The 2,390-nt window shown below is 73.7% G+C and carries 1 protein-coding gene and 2 pseudogenes; all 3 read right to left on the bottom strand.

The features are described 5' to 3' along the window. Positions 1 to 275: 275 nt before the first annotated feature. A pseudogene (locus L1885_RS27230) lies at positions 276 to 811 on the bottom strand (ATP-binding protein); the annotation flags it as partial. A gap of 76 nt (positions 812 to 887) precedes the next feature. After that, on the bottom strand, positions 888 to 1,709 hold the full coding sequence (locus L1885_RS27225) for a glycerophosphodiester phosphodiesterase (protein ID WP_235799814.1): 822 nt from the start codon (positions 1,707 to 1,709) through the stop codon (positions 888 to 890). A 432-nt stretch (positions 1,710 to 2,141) separates the two neighbouring features. Next, positions 2,142 to 2,390, bottom strand: a pseudogene (locus L1885_RS27220) (hypothetical protein); the annotation flags it as partial.

Below are 2,390 nucleotides of genomic sequence, written 5' to 3'. Positions count from 1 at the left end.
GCCTGCCGCCGGGGCGGTGGCGGCCCCTCCGATGCCGGCGCGAGCGGGGGGCGGGGCCCGCGGTCCGGGGCCGGGATCGGGGCCGGGGTCGGGGGAGGGCCGAAGGGAGCGGCAGGCAGGGGCCCGGGGTGCGGCCGACCGGTCGTCGCGGCCGGATCGGACCGGCCGTCGGACGGATGGCGGGGCTCAGCCCGCGGAACGTGGCAGGCTCAGCCCGCGGAACGTGGCGGGGCTCAGCCCGCCGAACGGACCGCTTCGGGCTCCGTCAGGTGCGCCCAGACCGTGACCTCGCCGGAGGCGCTGTCGCGGATGCCCCAGTCCTTCGCGAGGGCCGAGATGATCGTGAGTCCGCGGCCGCCGCGCGCCGTCAGCGAGGGCCGGGCCGGAGCGGGCCTCGTCGGGCCGCCGCCGTCGGTCACCTCGACCGTCAGGCCGCCCGAGGGATCCACGCGCCACGCGGCTCTTATGCCGCCCGCGTCGCCCTCGTCCCCGCCGCCCGCGCTCCGTCCGGCGTGCCGCAGCGGCCTGCCGTGCCGGCACGCGTTGCTGAGCAGCTCGGAAAGGACCAGTTCGGCGTCGTCCGCGACCGTGTCCGAAACGCCGCTCTCGCTCAACTGTGCACGCATCCGGTGCCGGGCCTCGCCGACGCCGGCCGGGCCGTGGGTCACTGCCACGCTCGACGAAGTCGGCACCTCTTGTGCCACCAAAACAGCCACCCCCGAAACCTCCTTCGCCCACGCCACGGTGTGGATGCCCCAATGGCCCAGACCGGAAACCGGCCACCGGACAGCCTTTGACGCACTCGTGACATTCGGCCACGCAGTGAACGCGCCGGTGCACTCCCCGCCGATCGGTTCAGGTGCGACCTGTTGTGCTTTGACCCGTATTCAGCCGATGCGACCGAGTTGTTCGAGGACTTGTTTCGGCCTGTTCGTGATGATCGCCTCGACCCCCAGCCGTACGCACAGCTCGACGTCCTCCGGTTCGTCGACCGTCCACACGTGGACCCGGTGCCCGGCCCGCTGCAGCCGCGCGATGTAGCCGGGGTGGTTGCGCACGATCCGCATCCCCGGACCGGCGATCCGCGCCCCGGCCGGCAGCCTCCCGTCCCGCAGCCGCGGCGAGATGTACTGCATCAGGTAGACGGTCGGCAGCTGCGGCGCGGCCCGTGCGACGCGGTGCAGGGAGCGCGCGGAGAAGCTCATGACCCGGACGGAGGACTCCCCCGGGGCCGGCGGGCCGGCCAGCCCGAAGCGGCGCAGCGACTCCAGCAGCCGCTCCTCCACCTGCCCGGCCCAACGCGTCGGGTGCTTGGTCTCGACGGCCAGCTGCACCGGCCGCCCGGCGTCCCTGACCAGTTCCAGCAGCCGGTCCAGCGTCAGCACGGACGTGTATCCGGGATCGCCCCACTCGAGGCCCTCCTCGCTGTCCGTGTAGGCGGCGTTGTTCTTCCAGCCCCCGAAGTCGAGGGCCGCCAGATCCGCGAGTTCGAGCGCGGACACCGCGCCTCGGCCGTTGGAGGTACGGTTCACCCGGCGGTCGTGCACGCATACGAGATGACCGTCGGCGGTGAGCCGCACGTCGCACTCCAGGGCGTCCGCGCCGTCGTCGAGGGCCTTCACGTACGCGGCGAGGGTGTGTTCCGGCGCGTCCTCCGAGGCTCCTCGGTGGGCGACGACCTGGATGCTGTGCTGGCGGGCTCGGGTCACGGCGTCATGGTCCCACCGTCGCGGGGCAGCAGGACGAAGAGCGGGCCTCCGGAAGAAGGACCCGGGCGGACGTCCGGGCTGCGCCCTCGCCGATTCGGTGATCCGGTGGACGGAGAGGACGCGGGCGTTCGGCCCGACATGCGCCCTCTTTGTCCGGAGTAAAGGATGGCCAAAAGACGCACAGGTCCCGCTTACCGTGGCCCGACGCGTCGTGGGTAAGGGTTACCCGCGACACTTGCACAGCGCGGGACGCTTGCCGACGACAGACGTGGAACCGAGGAGTAGAGAGCTGTGAGCACCGAGAACGAGGGCACTGCGGGCGAGGGCACGGAGCGCCCCGCCACCCAGTCCGTACCTCCGGGGCCGGACGCCACTCCTGAGGGCACCCCCGCTCCCGGGGACACTCCGACGGCCGAACGCCACGGCACGGCTTCACCCGTGGAGCCCGGCCCCTCCGCGTCCGCGGGCGCGCAGTCCACGTACCCGGTCGGCACGCCGGCCGCGGCGCCGCCCGCGCCCCCGGCCCCCGGGCCTCAGGCCCAGGCGGCGCCCGCGCCCGCGCAGCAGCAGGGCGCGCTGCGGGTGCGACGCCGCCTCCGCGGGATCGAGTTGGCCCGCGTCGACCATCGCCTGGACCATGCTGTGGTCGTGCGTGATCAGGAACAGTTCGCCGCGCCGCAG

This window comes from Streptomyces fuscigenes (genome assembly GCF_021556455.1).
GTDB lineage: Bacteria > Actinomycetota > Actinomycetes > Streptomycetales > Streptomycetaceae > Streptomyces > Streptomyces fuscigenes.
The sequence above is the reverse complement of the archived record's forward strand: the minus strand, read 5'-3'. Positions and strand labels throughout refer to the sequence as shown.